Raw genomic sequence first — 18,059 nt, forward strand, 5'->3', positions numbered from 1 at the left:
ATGTCTAAATTGACCCTTCTGATCCAGCGCATTCTCGAACTGATGAAGCGCTACCCCGGGGTCATTGCGCTCGGCGGTTTCATCTCCGGGGTCGGCAGCTTCATTCTGGTCGACCGGCAACAGGGGCTGGCGAGCTGGATCACCACGATCATGCTGCTGAGCTGGATCTGGCTGATGCTGGAAAACAGCCTGACCAGGCTGTTCACGCGGATTTTCAAACGGGAAATCCCCCAGCCGCTGCTGCGTTACGCGACGCAGATGATCCACCAGGAAAGCCTGTTTTTCGTCCTGCCGTTCTTCTTCATCACCACCACCTGGAACAGCGGCCAGCTGTTTTTCACCGGGCTGCTGTGCATCGCGGCGCTGATCTCGATCGTCGACCCGCTCTACTACAAATGGCTGGCGCCACGGCGCTGGGCGTTCCTGGCGCTGCACACCCTGACCCTGTTCGCCGCCCTGCTCACGGCGCTGCCGGTGATCATGCACCTGACCACCTCGCAGAGCTTCAAATGGGCGCTGGGGATTGCAGTGGTGTTGTCGTTCCCGAGCCTGGCGTCGATCTTCCCGATCCGCACCGTGCGCAATGCCTTGGCGATCCTGTGTATCACGGTCGGCATCGGTGGCGTGGGCTGGGTTCTGCGTTCGTGGGTGCCGCCGGCAACGCTGTGGATGACCGACGTGGCGATCAGCACCCAGGTGCAGGACCGGGTTCCGGGCGCCAGCCTCAAGGAAGTCAGCGCCGAGCAGATCCGTGGCGGCGGGCTCTATGCCTACACCGCGATCAACGCACCGCGCGGGCTTGATGAGCGGATTTATCACGTCTGGCAGTTCAACGGCAAAGAGGTCGACCGCATTGCCCTCGACATCCACGGCGGGCGCAAGGAAGGCTACCGGGCCTGGACCCACAAGCAGAACTTCCCCGGCAACCCGGCGGGCAAATGGCAGGTGCGGGTGTTGACCGAGGACGGTCAGGTAATCGGCGTGCTGCGCTTCGAGGTCACGGACAGCACACCGACCAAAGAAAAGTAACCGTGTTCGTGCTATTACGTATGCCAGCGTATTCAGCCGAACAAGCACGGAGCTTATGACCAGCAGCCCAATGACCGGCAGTGCCCGCCTGGACACCTCGATCACCCCTGCCCGCCTGCGGGTGACTGGGGACTGGACGCTTGCCCACTACGCCGACCTCAAGCAACTGAGCGAAACGCTCCACGGCCAGTACGACGCCAACACCCCTATCGACCTCAACGGCCTCGGCGCCCTCGACACCGCCGGCGCGTCTCTGCTGGTGGAACTGCTCGGCTCGGAGCGGCTGGGCAAATCCGCCGAACACCCCGACTGCACGATTTCCAGCGCCGACCGCGCCTTGCTGCAAACCGTGTATCGCTCGCTGACCGACTTCTGCGTACCGATCAAGGAACCGGAAATCAGCGTCAGCGTGCAATTGCTGACCCGCATCGGCCGGGCCGTCGACACGGTCTGGCAAGACACCCTGCAATTGCTCGGCTTCGTCGGCCTGATCCTCGAAACCATCGCCCGCAGCCTGTTCCGGCCCAAGCGCTGGCGTATCACGCCGATGATCGCCCACATCGAACAGACCGGCCTCGACGCCGCGCCCATCGTCGCGTTGCTGACCTTTCTGGTGGGCGCGGTGGTGGCGTTCCTCGGGGCGACGGTGCTGGCCAGTTTCGGCGCCAGCGTGTTCACCGTGGATCTGGTCGGCTTCGCCTTCCTGCGCGAGTTCGGCGTGTTGCTCACGGCGATCCTGATGGCCGGCCGCACCGCCAGTGCCTTTACGGCGCAGATCGGCTCGATGAAGGCTAACGAGGAAATCGACGCGATTCGCACCCTCGGCCTCGACCCCATGGAATTGCTGGTGGTGCCACGGGTGCTGGCGCTGCTGGTGGCGCTGCCGATGCTGACCTTTCTGGCGATGATCTGCGGGATCGTCGGCGGCGCGGTGGTCTGCGCGGTGTCGCTGGATATCTCGCCGGCGATGTTCCTGTCGCTGCTGCAAAGCGACATAGGGATTCAACATTTCCTGGTCGGCCTGGTCAAAGCCCCGATCTTTGCGTTCCTGATCGCCGCTATCGGTTGTCTGGAAGGTTTCAAGGTCAGCGGCAGCGCCGAATCCGTTGGCGCCCACACCACCTCAAGCGTGGTGCAATCGATTTTCGTGGTGATCGTGCTCGATGCGGTCGCCGCGCTGTTTTTCATGGAGATGGGCTGGTGAGTCGTCTACCCCGCGCGCCCTCCGAGGCGGTGATCGAAGTCCGTGGCCTGTGCAATCGCTTCGGCAGCCAGAGCGTGCACGAGAACCTCGACCTCGAATTGTACAAAGGCGAGATCCTGGCCGTGGTCGGCGGCTCCGGCAGCGGCAAATCGGTGTTGCTGCGCAGCATCGTCGGCTTGCGCCGGCCCAGTGAAGGCATGGTCAAGGTGTTCGGCCAGAACCTGCCGAGCCTGCCGGAGCATGAGCGTTCGCTGATCGAGCGGCGTTTCGGTGTGCTGTTCCAGAAAGGCGCGCTGTTCTCGTCGCTGACCGTCACCGAGAATGTCGCCCTGCCCCTCATCGAACACGCCGGTCTGAGCCGCGACGACGCCGAGCATCTGGCGGCGGTGAAGCTGGCGCTGGCCGGGCTGCCGCTGTCGGCGGCGGACAAGTACCCGGCTTCGCTGTCCGGCGGCATGATCAAGCGCGCGGCACTGGCCCGGGCGCTGGCGCTGGACCCGGACATCCTGTTTCTCGACGAACCCACCGCCGGCCTCGATCCGATTGGCGCGGCGCAGTTCGACCAATTGATCCTGACCCTGCGCGACGCGCTGGGCCTGAGCGTGTTTCTGGTGACCCACGACCTCGACACGCTCTACACCATCACCGACCGCGTCGCGGTACTGGCGCAGAAGAAAGTGCTGGTGGCCGGTCCCATCGACGTGGTCTCGGAAACCGATGACGCGTGGATTCACGAATACTTCCACGGCCCTCGCGGCCGCTCGGCGCTGGACGCCGCCAAACAGCTCAACGAGGTCTGACATGGAAACCCGAGCCCATCATGTATTGATCGGCCTGTTCACGGTGATTGTGGTGGCGGGCGCCCTGCTCTTCGGTCTGTGGCTGGCCAAGTCCAGCGTCGACACCGAGTTCAAGGATTACGAAATCGTCTTCAACGAAGCGGTCAGTGGCCTGTCCCGGGGCAGCCCGGTGCAGTACAGCGGGATCAAGGTCGGCGATGTGGTCAGCCTGCGCCTCGACCCGCAGGACCCGCGCCGGGTGCTGGCGCGGATTCGCCTGGCGGGTGATACGCCGGTCAAGGAAGACACCCAGGCCAAACTGGCCCTGGCCGGGATCACCGGCACCTCGATCATCCAGCTCAGCGGCGGCACGCCAGAGAGCCCGAAACTCAAGGGCCATGACGGGAATCTGCCGACCATCGTCGCCTCGCCCTCGCCGATCTCGCGGCTGCTCAATGACAGCAACGACCTGATGAGCGGAGTCAGCACCCTGCTGAGCAACGCCAATCAGATGTTCTCCGCCGACAACATCGAGCGCGTGAGCAAAACCCTCCAGCATCTGGAACAGACCACCGGCTCGATCAACGATCAGCGCGGCGACCTGCGTCAGGCCATGCAGCAACTGGCGACGGTCGGCAAACAGGCCGGCAGCATGCTCGAACAGACGTCCGCGCTGATGCGCAACGCCAACGGCCTGCTCAACGATCAGGGCAAGCAGGCCCTGGGCAGTGCTGAACAGGCGATGAAATCCCTGGAGCAAAGCAGCGCCACCATCAACGGCCTTTTGAGCAAGAACCAGAACTCCCTCGACAGCGGCATGCAGGGCCTCAACGGTCTGGCCCCGGCGATCCGCGAACTGCGTGAAACCCTGAATTCGCTGCGCGCCATTTCCCAACGCCTGGAGGCCAACCCCAGCGGTTACCTGCTGGGCAGTGACAAGAACAAGGAGTTCACGCCATGAAGCTGACTCGCCTCGCCCTCCTCGCCGGCTTCACGCTGATCAGCGCGTGCTCGATCCTGCCCAAGTCCGAACCGCTGGACGTCTACCGTTTGCCAGCCGCACAGGCGCCTGCCTCGGCCAGTTCGGCGGCTCAGCACTGGTCGCTGCGCCTGAACAAACTGCAGGCCAGCGAAGCACTGAACCGGCCGAGTATTGCGGTGATTCCTCAGGGCGATTTGATCAGCAGCTACAAGGCCTCGCGCTGGAGCGATCCGGCGCCGGTGCTGGTGCGTAATCGATTGCTTGATGGATTCCAGCGCGATGGCCGGGTGTCGCTGTTGAGCACCGATGACAGCAACTTCCAGGCAGACCTGGAATTGGGCGGCAGCCTGCAGGCGTTTCAGACCGAGTATCAGGGCAATCAGGCCAGCGTGGTGGTGCGGGTCGATGCGTTGCTGGTGCGTGGCTATGACCAGCGGATTCTCGCCAGTCGCCGCTTCGAAGAGCGTCAGCCGCTCAATGATGTGAAAGTCCCGGCGGTGGTGGCCGGCTTCGGTCAGGCCAGTGATCGCCTCACCGCGAAGGTCGTGGCGTGGGCGGTGGAGCAAGGCCAGAAAGTTGCCCCACCTGCCCGGCCTTGAGCCTTACTTAACCGAAGAACCAGTAGCAGACGCCGATAGCGCCGAGCACGCCCGCGAGCTCGGCCAGCAGCGCGCAACCGACGGCATGCCGGGCGCGCTGGATGCCCACCGCGCCGAAGTACACCGCCAATACGTAGAACGTGGTTTCGGTGCTGCCCTGAATGGTCGCGGCCACCAGCGCCGGGAAACTGTCCACGCCCGAGGTCTTCATCGTTTCGATCAGCATCGCCCGGGCGGCGCTGCCGGAGAACGGTTTGACCATGGCGGTCGGCAGCGCATCGACGAAACGCGTGTCCCACCCTGCCCACTCCACCAGATGGCGAATGCCGTCGAGGCCGAAATCCAATGCGCCCGATGCGCGCAATACGCCGATCGCACAAAGCATCGCCACCAGATACGGCAGCAGGTTCTTGGCCACGTCGAAACCTTCCTTCGCACCTTCGACAAAGGCCTCGTAGACCTTCACCTTGCGCAAGGCGCCGATCACCAGGAACAGCATGATCAGGCCGAACAGCGTCAGGTTGCCGAGAATCGACGAAAGCCCCGCCAGTGCGGTGGCCGACATCGTCGCGAGCAACGCCATGAAGCCGCCGAGGATCAGCGCGCCGGGAATCAGGTAAGCCAGCACCACCGGGTCCCAGACCCGCAGGCGCTGCATGAACGCCACCGACAGGAAGCCGACGATGGTCGAGCAGCTGGTGGCCAGCAGGATCGGCAGGAACACCAGCGTCGGGTCCGGCGCGCCTTGCTGGGCGCGGTACATGAAGATCGTCACCGGCAGCAGGGTCAGGGACGAAGCGTTGAGTACCAGGAACAGGATCTGCGCGTTGCTGGCGATGGTCGAGCTGGGGTTGAGCTCTTGCAGCGCCTTCATCGCTTTAAGGCCGATCGGCGTGGCGGCGTTGTCCAGGCCCAGGCCGTTGGCGGCGAAGTTCAGGGTGATCAGGCCGATGGCCGGGTGCCCCGCTGGCACTTCCGGCATCAGTCGCAGGAACAGCGGGCCCAGCGCTTTGGCCAGCCATTCGACGATCCCGGCTTTCTCGGCGATGCGCAGAAAGCCCAGCCACAGGGTCAGCGTGCCGAACAGCAGCACCATGACTTCGACCGACAGCTTGGCCATGGCAAAAATGCTTTCCACCATCGCCGCGAAGATCCCGGCGTTGCCGCCGATCAGCCATTGCCCCAGCGCCGAAACGGCTGCCACGATGAAGAAGCCAAGCCACAGGCCATTAAGCATCAGTCAAATCCCCCGGAAGATGCGGCGAATGATAGCGGGGTCGCCAGAAACGACAAACCCCGGATTTCTCCGGGGTTTGTCAGGGTGCCTGGCGGGCGGGGATCAGTTGTTCGAAACGTCACCGGCCGGCAGTTTTTCCTTGCTGCGCCAGTGCGGCAGCGAGTTCCAGTAGCGCTGGCCCTTGGCGTCGTCGTACATGCCTTCCCAACGGGCGATGACCAGTACGGCGAGGGCGTTGCCGATCACGTTGAGGGCGGTACGCGCCATGTCCATCACACGGTCGACACCGGCGATGAAGGCCAGGCCTTCCAGCGGGATACCAACGCTGCCCAGAGTGGCCAGCAATACCACGAAGGACACGCCCGGTACGCCGGCGATACCTTTGGAGGTCACCATCAGGGTCAGGACCAGCAGCAGTTGCTGGCTGATCGACAGGTCGATGCCGTACAGCTGAGCAATGAAGATCGCCGCGATGGACTGGTACAGGGTCGAACCGTCGAGGTTGAACGAGTAGCCGGTCGGTACTACGAAGCTGCAGATGGCTTTCGGTGCGCCGTAGGCTTCCATCTTCTCGATCACGCGTGGCAGCACGGTTTCCGAGGAAGCGGTGGAGTAAGCCAGCACCAGCTCATCCTTGAAGATGCGCATCAGCTTGATCACCGAGAAACCGAACATCTTGGCGATCAGGCCCAGAATCACGAAGGCGAAGAAGGCGATGGCGACGTAAACCAGGATCACCAGCTTGGCCAGCGGCAGCAGCGAAGCGAAACCGAAGTTGGCCACGGTCACCGCGATCAGTGCGAATACGCCGATCGGGGCGTAGTTCATGATCATGTGGGTGACTTTGAACATGCTTTCCGAGACGCCCTGGAACATCTTCACCAGTGGCTCGCGCAGGTCCGACTGCAGGCTCGACAGACCGAGACCGAACAGCACGGAGAAGAAGATGATCGGCAGCATCTCGCCGCGGGCCATGGCCGCGAAGATGTTCGACGGAATCAGGTTGAGGATGGTCTCGATGAACGCGTGTTCATGCTGCACTTCGGCGGCGGTCGCCTGGTACTTGGAGATGTCCACAGTACCCAGGGTGCTCATGTCGATGCCGGCACCCGGATGGAACAGGTTGGCCAGCAGCAGGCCGACGACGATGGCGATGGTGGTGACGATTTCGAAGTAGATGATGGTCTTCAGGCCGATGCGCCCGAGCTTCTTGGCGTCGCCCACGCCGGCGATGCCGACGATCAGGGAAGAGATGACGATCGGGATCACGATCATCTTGATCAGACGGATAAAGATATCGCCTGCCGGTTGCAGGACGTTGCTGATCCACCAGGCCTTCTCGGCACTGAAATGGTTGAGCAACGCACCGATTGCAATCCCCAACACCAGACCGATGAGGATCTGCCAGGCGAGGCTAAGCTTTGCCTTCTTCATTATCTTTACCCTTACTTGCGTTTGACTCAGGCACATGCAGGAACTGGAACGCTCTTTAGCGGAAAAGTCTGTGCATCTGCCTCCGTATAAGGTGCCCCGAAGCGCGTGTTTACGGCTCTCCGGCAGGCGAAAAAAGGCGCAACTATTCCGATGCAAGGTTGCGCCGTCTAATGCCGTAAACGCCTACCCTATGCCGAATCGGCATGAGCTTTTTTAAATGAAACTGGCGTCCCAACCGGTTCGAATACGACATTTCGGCAGGCATAAGTGCCGTGAACCGGCCATTACAGCGTAGGTTGGTTATTTTTTGAACGAGTGATTTCAACGAAAAATTTAGGAAAAAGCCTACGTTCGGAATCTAAAAGTCCGACTTACTCGATCGACTCTTTCTCGATATACGGTCGCGAGGAAACACCGCGAAATGCTTTCGCACGCAGTGTGAGCGATAAAAAAGACGAGCAGAACGCTCTGGATCAACGTTTTGTCACGTTGAAAGCTCAGCGCAAGTCCGTCGAACCGCTCCGGTTGGCGAACTTGCGTCGCAGCTCTTACCCTGACCCGGCCCTCATCGCAGGCACTCCCTGTACCCGTAGGTCACTCCGACCCTGCAACAGTCAGAACGTCCCGGCCCCCTGGTCATGCACCGGCCTTCCTCGGGCGGGTGCAATGGAGGACAGCCTTTCAGCTGCCCTCATGTTCAATACCAGTTCGGATCTTTCTTCAGCGTTTCCATCAACAGATCCTGCATGCCCTGGTCGGGCTTGCCGAGGAAGCGGTAGGTGGCATGTCGCGTTGGCGACTTGTCCGCCGGCAGTCCTTCGGGCACATCGACCAGCATGGCGTAAGCGTGTTTCTTGTCGAAGCTGAAGGCGACGATCAGGCGGTGGTTGAGGCATTTGTCCTGCGATTCGCAGAGCGGCCCCACCAGATACTGATCGCCATCTTCAGTCACGGCATTCATCTGTTGGTCCGGTGCGCCGGAGAGGTTCATCACCCATTCCGGCAGTCGTTCTTCCTTCTTCACCACGCCTTCCCAGGTTTCCCTGTATTGCGGGTCGGAACTCAACAGTTCGTTGACCCGCGCCTGGCCGTCATTGGCCGCCATCGCCATGGCACTACCGCCCAGGAGCAGGGCGGCTGCCAGTGTCTTTAAACCCTTCATGTTCAACCTCGACCGCGACGGCCAAAGAAGAAGGAAGCGATGAACATCACCAGGAACACGACAAAGAGAATCTTGGCGATACCCGTGGCGGTGCCCGCGATACCACCGAAGCCCAGTACTGCAGCGATGATGGCAATGATCAGGAATGTGATTGCCCAGCTCAACATGGTGATTCTCCTTGTTTCTATTTAGGGGTGTTGCCGGTCTCGGCGCGGGGGCGCCCAGATTCGTTGATCAGAAAACCCAGCGTTCTTCACGGGGCATGTCGCCCAGTGGCTGTGGCTGGTCGACGTCCATCATGCGCATCGCGCCGTTGTCGGCCTGGCTGCTGCTGACGGCGCTGAAGTGCGTCTGCGTCGCGTGTTGCATGGAAATCAGGGGCTCAGGTTGCTGACTGTGCTCCCAGCGCAGGTATTGCTGGCAGGCGATCAGCGTGATCAACAGCGCAAGTGCGCCAAACAGGGCCTGCTGCAAGTGCAGTGGCGAGATACGCATTTGGGCGGCACGTGGGCGAGTCATCCTGGGTTCCTCACTCTTATTCGGTTGGGGCAGTGCATTTCTGCCCGGGCTGAGAGAGGTATTGCAGCCTGCATGCCAGCTTTTTTGTTTAAAAAAAACCAATAAAATCAGATAGTTATAGATGGCGTGAAAATTCCTGACGACGCATCCTGCACGATGGCCCGCGCAGGGTCGTGCGTAATGCACGATTATTTCGTAGGAGAAATCATTCTTTTTGAATTGAGGGCAGGGTGCGGATGTCAGAAAAGGAGGCAGGAAACCGCCTTGAAACTGTGCGATGTTTAAAAAATCAACAAAATCAGCGGATTAGCCGTGAGGGCAGGAGAGAGCTACCCTGCTATGACCGGAATCGATCAGAATCAACCATGCAACTTGCCCGATTTTTCCGGGACTAACCCAAGACATTCACTTATGGAGCGTAGGAAAAATGGAATCAGCCACTGAGCACCAAGGCCGCATTCTGCTGGTGGACGATGAATCCGCCATCCTGCGAACCTTTCGTTATTGCCTCGAAGACGAAGGTTATACCGTCGCCACCGCCAACAGCGCGGCTCAGGCTGACGCGCTGCTGCAACGCCAGGTGTTCGATCTGTGCTTCCTTGATTTGCGCCTGGGTGAAGACAACGGCCTGGATGTATTGGCGCAGATGCGCATTCAGGCGCCGTGGATGCGGGTCGTGATCGTCACCGCCCATTCGGCTGTCGACACCGCGGTGGACGCAATTCAGGCCGGCGCTGCCGACTATCTGGTCAAGCCGTGCAGTCCGGATCAATTGCGCCTGGCGACCGCCAAGCAACTGGAAGTACGTCAGCTATCGGCGCGTCTGGAAGCCCTCGAAGGCGAGATCCGCAAACCCAAGGACGGTCTCGATTCCCACAGCCCGGCGATGAAAGTCGTACTTGAAACCGCGCGGCAAGTGGCGGGCACCGACGCCAACATTCTGATCCTCGGCGAGTCCGGCACCGGTAAGGGTGAACTGGCCCGAGCGATTCATGGGTGGAGCAAGCGCGAGAAGAAATCCTGCGTGACCATCAATTGCCCGTCGCTGACCGCCGAACTGATGGAAAGCGAGTTGTTCGGTCACAGTCGTGGCGCGTTCACCGGGGCCAGCGAGAGCACACTGGGTCGGGTCAACCAAGCCGATGGCGGTACGCTGTTTCTCGACGAGATCGGCGATTTTCCCCTGACATTGCAACCCAAGTTGCTGCGTTTCATCCAGGACAAGGAATACGAGCGGGTAGGGGATCCAGTCACCCGCCGCGCCGATGTGCGCATTCTTGCCGCCACCAACCTCAATCTTGAAGACATGGTGCGCGACGGGCGTTTCCGTGAGGACCTGCTCTATCGCCTGAACGTCATCACCCTGCATTTGCCGCCGCTGCGCGAACGGGCCGAAGACATCCTGACCCTGGCCGACCGTTTCCTCGCTCGCTTCGTGAAGGAATACGCGCGCCCCGCGCGGGGTTTCAGTGATGAGGCTCGTGAAGCACTGTTGGGTTATCGCTGGCCCGGCAATATCCGCGAGCTGCGTAACGTGGTCGAGCGGGCGAGCATCATCTGCCCGCAGGAGCGTGTGGAAATCAGCCACCTCGGCATGGCCGAACAACCGGCGAACAACGCGCCACGGGTTGGCGCCGCGCTGAGCCTCGACGAGCTGGAGAAAGCCCACATCGGCGCGGTACTGGCGACTGCCGGCACTCTTGATCAGGCCGCCAAGACTCTGGGGATCGACGCCTCGACCCTGTATCGCAAGCGCAAGCAGTACAACCTGTGAGCATCCGCCGATGAAACTGGCGATGAAGTTGCGGACTCGCTTGTTCCTGAGCATTTCCGCGCTGATCACCGTGGCCTTGCTCGGGCTGATGCTCGGGCTGGTCAGCGTGATGCAGATGGCCGGCACCCAGGAGGCGCTGATCCGCAACAACTTCGTCACCCTCGATCTGGGGCTCAAGCTGCGGCAGACGCTTGGCGATCAACTGATCATGATGCTTGCCGAGAAACCCGATCCCGTGGCGTTCGAAGCATCCAAACAACGCTATTTCGAATTGCTCGACGAGGGTATCGCCCAAGAGCAGAAAAACGACAATCGCCAATATGGCTTCAGTCAGGCGAAGAGCGATTACCTGACCTTCCTTGAGGCGTTCGATATCTCCCGCGATCCGGGCGCCGCCCTGAGTGGTAGTGGCGACTTGCGCGAACGATTCAACACCCTGCGTAACGGTTTGATCTCAGAACACAAGCACGCGCTGGATAACATCAACGCAGTCCAGCACGCCGCCCGTGACCGGGCGCTGCTGATTTCCGGTTTGCTCGGGCTGGTGGGGCTGGCGGTGCTGATCATCGGCTTCATCACCGCCCAAGGCATCGCCCGGCGTTTTGGTGCGCCGATCGAAGCGCTGGCCAAAGCGGCGGACAACATCGGTCAGGGCAATTTCGAAGTGACCCTGCCGGTGTCCTCGGCGATGGAGATCAATCTGTTGACGCGCCGCTTCGGGCTGATGGCCGAAGCCCTGCGCGAGCATCAGGCGACCAATGTCGACGAACTGCTCGCTGGCCAGCAGCGCCTGCAAGCGGTACTCGACAGCATCGATGATGGTTTGCTGATGATCGACCGTCAGGGTCGTCTGGAACACTTGAACCCGGTGGCCCAGCGACAATTGGGCTGGGACAGCGACCGTTTCGGCGAGGGCCTGGGCACAGCGCTTCAGCGTCCAGAGCTGGATGCACAGCTGCAACTGGTGTTGCGCGGCGGCACCCTCGAGCGGGCGCCGGAAGATTTGAGCATCGAGGTCGATGGCGAATCGCGCCTGCTGACCTACAGCCTGACGCCGGTCAGCCATACCCAAGGGCATATCCTTGGCGCCGTGATGGTTTTGCATGACGTCACCGAGCAACGCGCCTTCGAACGGGTGCGCAGCGAGTTCGTGCTGCGCGCGTCTCACGAATTGCGCACACCGGTCACGGGCATGCACATGGCTTTCGGGCTGTTCCGCGAGCGGGCTAAGTTTCCTCCGGAGTCGCGCGAGTCCGACCTGCTCGACACAGTTAACGAAGAAATGCAGCGCCTGATGCAACTGATCAACGATCTGCTGAATTTCTCGCGTTATCAGAGCGGTTTGCAGAAGCTCACGCTGGCGCCGTGCTCCATCGAGGATCTGCTGGAGCAGGCGCGTTTGCGTTTCGCCGATTCGGCGGCGCAGAAGGGCGTTACCCTGCAAGTCGAAGCGCAAGGCCCGCTGCCACGCTTGCAGGCGGATCAGGCGCAGCTCGATCGAGTCCTCGACAACCTGATCGACAACGCCTTGCGCCACACGGCGCGCGACGGGCTGATCCGCTTGCAGGCCCGGCGCCATGGCGAGCGGGTGATCATCAGCGTCGAAGACAACGGCGAAGGGATTGCTTACGGTCAGCAAGGGCGGATCTTCGAACCGTTCGTTCAAGTCGGCAGGAAAAAGGGCGGGGCCGGGCTGGGTCTGGCGCTGTGCAAGGAAATCGTCCAGTTGCACGGTGGGCGGATGGGTGTTTACTCACGGCCGGGGCAGGGCACGCAGTTCTACATGGCGCTGGCGGTCTAGGCTTCGTCGTCAATCCGGCGGCCGGCTAGCCGCCGACCACGGGTGATCAGTTCGATGAACTGCACCGCGCTCAAAGCGTGGGCGAACAGCCAGCCCTGACCGAATTTCACCCCTTCGCTGCTCAGCAGCTCGGCCTGGGATTCATATTCGATCCCTTCGGCGATCACCTTCAGGTCCAGGGCCTGGGCCATGTGAATGATGTGCGGCGCGACACCGCTGCTGGCGGCGTCATGGCCGAGGGCGTCGATGAAGGCCTTGTCGATCTTCAAGCAATCCACCGGCAAGGTTTGCAGGTACGCCAGGCTGCAATAGCCGGTGCCGAAATCGTCAATCAGCACCTGATGGCCGACATCCCGCAGCGCCTGCAGGTTTTCCCGGGCCACCACCACATCGATCAGGCCGCGTTCGGTCACCTCGAAAGCAATCTGCCGCGCCGCGACTCTATGCAGGGTCAACAGCCGCGCCATGACCTGGCCGATGCGCGGCACCATCACGTCGCAGGCGGCCAGGTTCACCGAGATGTACAACTGCGGATTGGCTCGCAGCAACTGGCCCAACTGCTCAAGCAAGCGTTGCAGGACGAAGTCGGTCATCTGGCGAATCTGCCCGGTGTTCTCGGCCATCGGGATGAACAAATCGGGGCTGGTCAGCGTGCCGTCCGGCCGGCGCCAGCGCAGCAGGGCTTCGGCGCCGACGCAGTTGCGGCTGTCGAGATCGAAGATCGGTTGATAAAGCACCTGCAACTCGCCCCGGCGGATCGCGCCGTGCAGCTCGGCATCCAGCGACTGGCGCTGGCGCACGATCCAGAACACCAGAACGCCTACCAGCGCACCGAGCACCAGACAGAACGGCACCATCCACCACCAAAGCTCCGGAATGTGCATGCCCGAGCGCGGGCTGATCAGCACCAGTTGGTATTCCGGGTTATCGGTGGGCATGCGGTAGATCAGGTGCGACTGGGTGACTTGCAGCGCATCCGGAGTTTTCGGCGGCCAGGGTTCAGTGGGTGGCCAGGCTTGTGGAACGCCGAGTACCGGAATCGCCCGGGTCCCGTGATCCAGCACCACCAGCAGGCTGCTGCCGGGCGACAGGTCGACCATGTCGGTCAAATGCCCGCGTGAAGTGGCGACGCGAAAGTTGCCGCGCCCGAGCATCAGCGCTGCGCGGTTTTCATCGGGTTCGGTGGTGGTGTTCAGCCAATAGCTGTAGGTCGGGCCTTTGATGTCCGGAGGACGGATCACCGACAGGCCTTCCTGGCGCGGACGGTTGGAGCAGATCCGCGTGGCGTCCATGTAGGCCGCTTCATAGACGAAGCGGTAGTTGAACGTCACTTGCTGCAACGTGGCGATCATTTCGTCGTCGCAGCTGCGCAAGGGTTGGGCTTCGAGGTCGTCGAGGCTTTCGCGCAACTGGCCGAACAGTTGCTCCAGACGCGCCAGGAACCGCTCGCCCTGGGCGTTCATTTCCTGGCTTTCGCTTTGTTCGACCTGGCGCATGGCCACGAACAGCCCGCCGGTGATCAGCAGGCTCGCACTGAGGACAGCCGCGATCATCGCCAGAAACCAGGGGCGATAAAACCAGCTACGCAGCGTCTCTCGGGTAGCAACCATCATGGATATCCGAAGAATTACCAATGAGTTATAGCTGCTGATTGCACTTTCGCCCTGACCGTCGGGCGGGCGTCATTATTTTGTCTGATTCAGCACCAGCAGCAACGCTGCCGTTTGCGCATCCGGCGTGCCGTCAAAGCGCGTCGGGCGGTAGTGCATCTGGAAGGCCGCGAGCACATGGCGGGTCGCCACATCCAGCTCCCCGGTCTGCGGCGTCGAGTAGCCCAGGCGCGCCAGTTGGCTCTGGAACCAGGTGATGCTCGGCAGCTCGGCGTCGAACTGCGCCTGTTGGCGTGCCACGGCTTGTTCGTTGGGCCAGAGCCCCAGCCCTTCGGCCGCCAGGCGCTTCCAGGGGAACAGCGGTCCCGGGTCGAGCTTGCGCAGCGGGGCGATGTCGCTATGGCCGATGATGTGGCGCGGGCTGATGCCCTGGCGCTTGCTGATGTCCTTGAGCAGAACGATCAGCGATTGCACCTGGGCTTCGCTGTAGGGATACCAGAGGCGCCCGGTCGGCGTGTCCTTGAAGCCCGGATTGACGATCTCGATGCCGATCGAGCTGGAGTTGAGCCAGGTACGGCCTTGCCATTCGCTTTCGCCGGCGTGCCAGGCCCGCAGGTTTTCGTCCATCAGCTTGTAGATGGTGGCGTTCTTGTCGTCGCCGATCAGGTAATGGCTGCTGACTTCGCCGTGGGTCAACAACTGCAATGAGCGTTCGAGTGAAGCGGAGGTGTAGTGCACGATCACAAATTGCACGCGACTGTCGTGATTGACCGAAGGATGGCTGGTGTCAAAACGCGGGCCGCTGGCACAACCGGCCAGTAAGAGTAGCGACGCGAGCAGGGTAAAAAATTTCATGGCAGAGGGCAGTACACGCAAGACGATAATGCAACAGTGTAACGTATCGCCTTGCGCTTCGACGCTTAAAGGGCTGATTTAAACAATATGGAACAATTGCCTCAGCCCAGCTCCACCCGGTTACGCCCTGCGTTTTTCGCCCGGTAAAGCGCCTGATCGGCTCTTTTGAGCACCAGATCGCTGTGTTCTCCCGGCCGGAACGCCGCCAGCCCCATGGAAACCGTGATCGTGACGCGCTCGCCCTTGAAGTGAAACGGGCAGGCTTCGATGGAAGCGCGCAGGGTTTCCAGGAGTTTGGTGCCGACGGCCGGCGGAGTGGCCGGCAGCAGCAATACAAATTCCTCTCCACCAAATCGGGCAATGAAATCGCTGCCACGCAGGCGTTTGCGCAGCACCGTCGCGATGATCTTCAACACCTTGTCGCCGGCCAGGTGGCCGTAGTTATCGTTGATCCGTTTGAAGTGATCGAGGTCGAGCATGGCCAGGCTCAGGGTGTTGCCATGTTGCTGCCATTGGGCGATTTCATGTTCGAGCCGTTCGGTCCAGGCCGCGCGGTTGGGCAGGCCGGTGAGGGGGTCGATCAGGGCTTTCTGGCGCTGCTCTTCAAGGTGTTCGCGATAGCCGAGTGCTTCCTGCTCCATGTGCGCGACGCGCTCGGCCAGGCTTTTCAGGCGTCCGGCGACTTCCTGTTCTCGGGCGTCACGCTGCTTCTGGTGCTGATCCATCGTGCCGAGCAGGCCTTCGAGGTGGTTTTCCAGCACTTGCTTGAGATCATCCAGATCGGCCGCTTCCTGCACGCTGTTCTGCAAGCCGTCGACCTGTTCGCGGATCTGCGTGTCCATCGCCCGCGCCGCGGAGCTGTTGTCGGCGTGGCCTTCGCTGGCGGCCTGCAAGTTGCTCTGGAACGCTTCGAGGCGTTCGTTGAGTTGCTGCAAATAAGCTTCGAATTCGTGCTGGCCGCTGTCGGTAATCGCCAGCATCAAGGTCGCCAGATCGTCGAGGATCGGCAGCAGTTCGTACCAGTTCAGACCGTTTTTCAGGCGATCGCGCATGGCTTCGGCTTGCGGGCGGTGGCGCTCCGGCAGGGTCAGGTCGTCCAGCAACCCGATCAGCGTGTCTTCGATGTGTTTGGCGACCGAGCTGTAGGATGGTTCTGGCGAGTCCGGCAGGGCGTAGAGGATGTCGTGCTCGGATTGCTCGGGATCGATTGCGGCCAATGCCTGGGCGATGGGCTCGGGCAGGGGCAGGCTGTCGAGGATCACCGGCGGCGGGGTATCGCCGGGGTGGATCAGTTCGTCCGGGTTGATGGCTGTTGGCACTGTCGGCGCGAAAACCGGTGGAGGCGTGAAAGCCTGCGGCTCCGGTTTTGGCTCGGCGGGTTCTGGTTCGCTAGAGGCGGTAGGAGCTTCGGTGAGGATTCTGGCCGGCTCGAAGGCCACCACCTCCGGCTCCGCATGATACTCGGGGGTTGGCTCCGGAATTTTCGCTGGTTCGGCCACGGGGGCGGCGATCGGTGCTTGGCTGACGGGCGTAGAGGCGACCGGTTCGGCGGTCGTGACAGGCGCTTCCTGCAAGGGCGCTGTTTCATGCGTGACGGGCGCTTGCTCTGACGGTGCGGGCGGTGCCGCCACGGCAGGCTGGGTCGCCGTCGCAGGCGTTTCCTCGTTGTCGCGGCTGCCGAACAGACGCTGCAACAATCCGGGGCGTCCCGGTTCTGCCGGGGTCTCCAGCTGGCTCAAAGCCTTGCCCTGCAAGCCGCTGAGTTCGCTGAGCAGCAGCGGCATTTCCCTTGCCTGACTCACCCGGCCGTCCAGCTGCTTGGCGAATTTCTTCAGCGGCTGGGCCACATCGCGGGGCAGGGGCAGGGATTGCAACTGAGTGACCAGCGCAGTCAGTGCAGTGCTGACCTGTTCGATCCGGGTTTCCCGGCGCTGCTCGGAATCAAGCACGGCTTTTTCCAGGCGCGGCAGCAAGGCGGCGAGGCCGGCGTCCATGTCATCGGTGCGCACCACGTCGCGCATCTCTTTCATGCACTGATCGACCACGCGGTCGGTGCCTTCCGCCGCCAGGGTGCTGCGCACCAGGCCACGGCGCAGCAGGTCGAGCCGGGCGTCCCATCGACGTTCGAGCTTTTCCTGTTGTTCGATGCTTTTGAGGTATTTCTCTTTCCAGCGCTGGGCTTCGTCGCTCATTCAGGGGTTCCGCGAAGGGCAGTGCTCAACGCGGGCAATGCATCGGCCGTGAGCGAACCCGGCAGACGAATCTCTACCGCGACCGGCAGGTGATCGGAAATCGGTTGTGCCAGCACTTCGACCTTTTCCAGGGTCAGGGTCGGGCTGAGCAGAATATGGTCCAGGCAGCGCTGGGGGCGCCAGCTGGGGAATGTCGCTTCGAGTTGCGGGGCCAGCAGGCCGAGGTCGCGCAACGGCGAGTGTTGCAGCAGATCGCTGGCGTGGGTGTTCATGTCGCCCATCAGCACCTGATGCTTGTAGCCGCCGATCAGTTCGCGGATGTAGGCCAGCTGCATGCTACGCACCCGGGCGCTGAGCGCCAGGTGCATCATCACCACCACCAGCGCTTCCGGGCCTTCGCCGAAGCGCACCAGAATCGCACCGCGTCCCTTCGGACCCGGCAGCGGATGGTCTTCGATCGCCCACGGCCGCAGGCGACTGAGCACGCCATTGCTGTGCTGGGCCAGTCGGCCAAGGTTGCGATTGAGTTGTTGATACCAGTAGGGGAAGGCGCCGAGCTGGGCCAGATGTTCGACCTGATTGACGTAGCCTGAACGCAGGCTGCCGCCATCGGCTTCCTGCAGGGCGACCAGATCGAAGTCGCCGAGCAGATTGCCGATCTTTTGCAGATTGGTGGAGCGCCCGGGGTGCGGCAGCAGATGCTGCCAGCTGCGGGTCAGGTAGTGCCGATAGCGCTCGGTGCTGATGCCGACCTGAATATTGAAGCTGAGCAAGCGCAGACGGCTGTCTGCGGGCAGGCCCGTCGATTCCAGGTGATGCTCGTTGACCTGCGGATCATGCAGGCCAACGACGCGTTCGGTTCCCCAGCGGCGCATGGCGATT

At 61.8% G+C, this 18,059-nt stretch carries 16 protein-coding genes; 7 read left to right on the plus strand and 9 right to left on the minus strand.

The annotated features are described in order from the left end of the window. From CAF90_RS11450 to CAF90_RS11470, 5 genes are read left to right on the plus strand one after another with little or no spacing between them, the layout of a single operon-like run. Window positions 1-1,029 (plus strand): DUF5924 family protein, encoded by a 1,029-nt coding sequence (locus tag CAF90_RS11450; protein WP_007954065.1) that lies wholly within the window; start codon window positions 1-3, stop codon window positions 1,027-1,029. Window positions 1,030-1,084: 55 nt separating this feature from the next. Beyond that, window positions 1,085-2,233 carry an ABC transporter permease gene (locus CAF90_RS11455; RefSeq protein ID WP_045121722.1) on the plus strand — a complete coding sequence of 383 codons (1,149 nt, stop codon included), beginning with the start codon at window positions 1,085-1,087 and terminating at the stop codon, window positions 2,231-2,233. Beyond that, complete coding sequence (locus CAF90_RS11460; protein ID WP_085606379.1) at window positions 2,230-3,033, plus strand: ABC transporter ATP-binding protein; 804 nt, start codon at window positions 2,230-2,232, stop codon at window positions 3,031-3,033. The genes CAF90_RS11455 and CAF90_RS11460 overlap by 4 nt, the downstream gene beginning before the upstream one ends. Window position 3,034: 1 nt before the next feature. Beyond that, window positions 3,035-3,973 carry an MlaD family protein gene (locus tag CAF90_RS11465; RefSeq protein ID WP_007954061.1) on the plus strand — a complete coding sequence of 313 codons (939 nt, stop codon included), beginning with the start codon at window positions 3,035-3,037 and terminating at the stop codon, window positions 3,971-3,973. Beyond that, complete coding sequence (locus CAF90_RS11470; protein ID WP_085606381.1) at window positions 3,970-4,593, plus strand: ABC-type transport auxiliary lipoprotein family protein; 624 nt, start codon at window positions 3,970-3,972, stop codon at window positions 4,591-4,593. The genes CAF90_RS11465 and CAF90_RS11470 overlap by 4 nt, the downstream gene beginning before the upstream one ends. A gap of 7 nt (window positions 4,594-4,600) precedes the next feature. On the opposite strand, the gene CAF90_RS11475 is transcribed toward CAF90_RS11470, so the two are convergent. The 5 genes from CAF90_RS11475 to CAF90_RS11500 all read right to left on the minus strand — a co-directional run bounded on the left by CAF90_RS11475 (window position 4,601) and on the right by CAF90_RS11500 (window position 8,945). After that, window positions 4,601-5,830, minus strand: coding sequence for a nucleoside recognition domain-containing protein (locus tag CAF90_RS11475; protein WP_007954056.1), 1,230 nt, complete (start codon window positions 5,828-5,830; stop codon window positions 4,601-4,603). 102 nt (window positions 5,831-5,932) lie between these two features. Next, on the minus strand, window positions 5,933-7,264 hold the full coding sequence (gltP, locus tag CAF90_RS11480; protein WP_007954055.1) for a glutamate/aspartate:proton symporter GltP: 1,332 nt from the start codon (window positions 7,262-7,264) through the stop codon (window positions 5,933-5,935). Window positions 7,265-7,961: 697 nt separating this feature from the next. After that, the gene (locus CAF90_RS11490; protein WP_007954053.1) at window positions 7,962-8,426 is read right to left on the minus strand and encodes an inhibitor of vertebrate lysozyme family protein; all 465 of its coding nucleotides are present in this window, start codon (window positions 8,424-8,426) and stop codon (window positions 7,962-7,964) included. Between the two features lie 2 nt (window positions 8,427-8,428). Then, complete coding sequence (locus CAF90_RS11495; RefSeq protein WP_003177151.1) at window positions 8,429-8,593, minus strand: DUF1328 domain-containing protein; 165 nt, start codon at window positions 8,591-8,593, stop codon at window positions 8,429-8,431. 67 nt (window positions 8,594-8,660) lie between these two features. Next, window positions 8,661-8,945, minus strand: a complete 285-nt coding sequence (locus CAF90_RS11500; RefSeq protein WP_011331770.1) for a hypothetical protein — start codon at window positions 8,943-8,945, stop codon at window positions 8,661-8,663. Window positions 8,946-9,372: 427 nt separating this feature from the next. On the opposite strand from CAF90_RS11500, the gene algB reads away from it, so the two are divergent. Continuing rightward, a complete protein-coding gene (algB, locus tag CAF90_RS11505; RefSeq protein WP_007954049.1) occupies window positions 9,373-10,719 on the plus strand; it encodes a sigma-54-dependent response regulator transcription factor AlgB in 1,347 nt (448 codons plus the stop codon). Window positions 10,720-10,729: 10 nt separating this feature from the next. Continuing rightward, on the plus strand, window positions 10,730-12,520 hold the full coding sequence (locus CAF90_RS11510; protein WP_085606383.1) for a KinB sensor domain-containing domain: 1,791 nt from the start codon (window positions 10,730-10,732) through the stop codon (window positions 12,518-12,520). Here CAF90_RS11510 and CAF90_RS11515 read toward each other — a convergent pair. From CAF90_RS11515 to CAF90_RS11530, 4 genes are all read right to left on the minus strand, one after another. Further along, complete coding sequence (locus tag CAF90_RS11515; protein ID WP_170929372.1) at window positions 12,517-14,130, minus strand: EAL domain-containing protein; 1,614 nt, start codon at window positions 14,128-14,130, stop codon at window positions 12,517-12,519. The two genes, CAF90_RS11510 and CAF90_RS11515, sit on opposite strands and share 4 nt — an antisense overlap. 75 nt (window positions 14,131-14,205) lie before the next feature. Continuing rightward, on the minus strand, window positions 14,206-14,985 hold the full coding sequence (locus CAF90_RS11520) for an N-acetylmuramoyl-L-alanine amidase (protein ID WP_007954046.1): 780 nt from the start codon (window positions 14,983-14,985) through the stop codon (window positions 14,206-14,208). 101 nt (window positions 14,986-15,086) lie between these two features. Continuing rightward, window positions 15,087-17,177, minus strand: a complete 2,091-nt coding sequence (locus CAF90_RS11525; protein WP_085606387.1) for a diguanylate cyclase — start codon at window positions 17,175-17,177, stop codon at window positions 15,087-15,089. Then, on the minus strand, window positions 17,174-18,052 hold the full coding sequence (locus CAF90_RS11530) for an endonuclease/exonuclease/phosphatase family protein (protein WP_085606389.1): 879 nt from the start codon (window positions 18,050-18,052) through the stop codon (window positions 17,174-17,176). The genes CAF90_RS11525 and CAF90_RS11530 overlap by 4 nt, the downstream gene beginning before the upstream one ends. Between the last annotated feature and the right edge of the window lie 7 nt (window positions 18,053-18,059).

Source organism: Pseudomonas sp. B37(2017) (genome assembly GCF_002112885.1).
Classification (GTDB): domain Bacteria; phylum Pseudomonadota; class Gammaproteobacteria; order Pseudomonadales; family Pseudomonadaceae; genus Aquipseudomonas; species Aquipseudomonas paraglycinae.